At 36.2% G+C, this 1531-nt stretch carries 3 protein-coding genes; all 3 read left to right on the top strand.

Going from position 1 to position 1531, the window contains the following annotated elements; all coding sequences use genetic code 11:
• Positions 1–249 (top strand): heavy-metal-associated domain-containing protein (locus ABZX61_RS65835; RefSeq protein ID WP_355213264.1); only part of this gene is annotated, 249 nt, incomplete at its 5' end.
• A gap of 45 nt (positions 250–294) precedes the next feature.
• Positions 295–843, top strand: coding sequence for a hypothetical protein (locus ABZX61_RS65830; protein WP_355213262.1), 549 nt, complete (start codon positions 295–297; stop codon positions 841–843).
• Positions 844–928: 85 nt separating this feature from the next.
• Positions 929–1531, top strand: a 603-nt coding sequence (locus ABZX61_RS65825; protein WP_355213261.1) for a Crp/Fnr family transcriptional regulator, incomplete at its 3' end; no start/stop codon positions are given.

Raw genomic sequence — 1531 nt, 5'->3', positions numbered from 1 at the left:
AAAGAGAAAGTGGTAAATCTTATGTCAAAAGTAATTATGAGACTCAATGAATTAAGCTGCCCATCTTGTATGGCAAAAATCGAAGCTGCAATGACTACAACTAAAGGCGTAGCAAATGCAAAAGTACTTTTCAATGCATCAAAAGTTAAAGCAGAATTTGACGAAAATGTTGTCAGTACTGATGAACTTATCAGCAAGGTTGAGAAACTTGGATATCCTGTTTTGAGTAGCAAAGTAACTGTTGTGTGATTTATACCAGGAAAGATACCACTATAAATTGAATAAAGGAAAAAAATGATGACTAAATTAATGATTGATGAAAAATATGCTAAAGAACTTGATAAAGCAGAGATTGACCACCACAAACCTACGGCTGGTGCGATGCTAGGACATGTCTTATCCAATTTGTTCATAGAAAATATACGACTGACTCAAGCAGGAATATACGCGAAAAGCCCAGTTAAGTGTGAGTATTTACGTGAAATTGCACAAAAGGAAGTTGAATATTTCTTTAAAATTTCGGATTTACTTCTTGATGAAAATGAGATTGTACCAAGTACAACTGAAGAATTTTTAAAGTATCACAAGTTCATTACCGAGGATCCAAAAGCCAAATATTGGACTGATGAAGATCTGCTTGAAAGCTTCATTGTGGATTTCCAAGCACAAAATATGTTCATTACGCGAGAAATCAAGCTAGCAAACAAAGAAGAAAAATTTGCTTTGGCGGCTGGTGTAGTCGAACTTTACGGCTACAATCTTCAAGTTATTCGCAACTTGGCAGGTGACTTGGGTAAAAGCGTTGCTGATTTTCATGACGAAGATGAAGATAATGATAATTAGTTTTTACGAAACTGTAGGCTTTAGTTGAATGAGGCTTGCAGTTTGATAATTTTAGCGCGATAATAAGATAAGGAGAATCCCCAAAATGAGTAAGTATAAACATCATTTTAGTCATCATGAACACCACTGTGTACAGCTCGTGCCACTATTTGGTTTACTTTCAGAAAGTGAATTAGTGCAAGTTGAGCAGGTTGTTAATCATAAAATTTTTGAAAAAGGTGAAACAGTCATCAGCCCCTTTGCAGTGCCTCAACTTGCAATTGTGGCGCATGGTACCTTGAAAATATACCAGCTTTCTAGTGCTGGTAAAGAGCAGTTACTACGTGTGATTGAACCTGGTGGATACGCAGGTGAAGACGCCTTGTTTGGAGTAATGAATGATAATCTCTATGGTGAAACATTGGAAGAAACGCAAATTTGCTTTTTGCGACAACAAGATTTCAAAAATTTGTTGTTAAAATATCCCGAGCTCAGTTTGAAATTGCTTGAAACCACCGTGAGAAGAGCTGCGGAAATGCAATATCAAGCACAATTTCTCATGATGGAAGATGTTGAAAGTCGAATCGCTAATTATCTTTTGCAACTCGTCAAAGTAGTAGATTCAAATTCTGTTATGATTCCAATGAAAATGAAAGATCTTGCAACGTTCATCGGAACAACTCCCGAAACTATTTCTCGTAAGTTCAAA

The sequence above is a fragment of the Nonomuraea sp. NPDC003709 genome, assembly GCF_040610775.1.
GTDB lineage: Bacteria > Actinomycetota > Actinomycetes > Streptosporangiales > Streptosporangiaceae > Nonomuraea > Nonomuraea angiospora_A.
The sequence above is the reverse complement of the archived record's forward strand: the minus strand, read 5'-3'. Positions and strand labels throughout refer to the sequence as shown.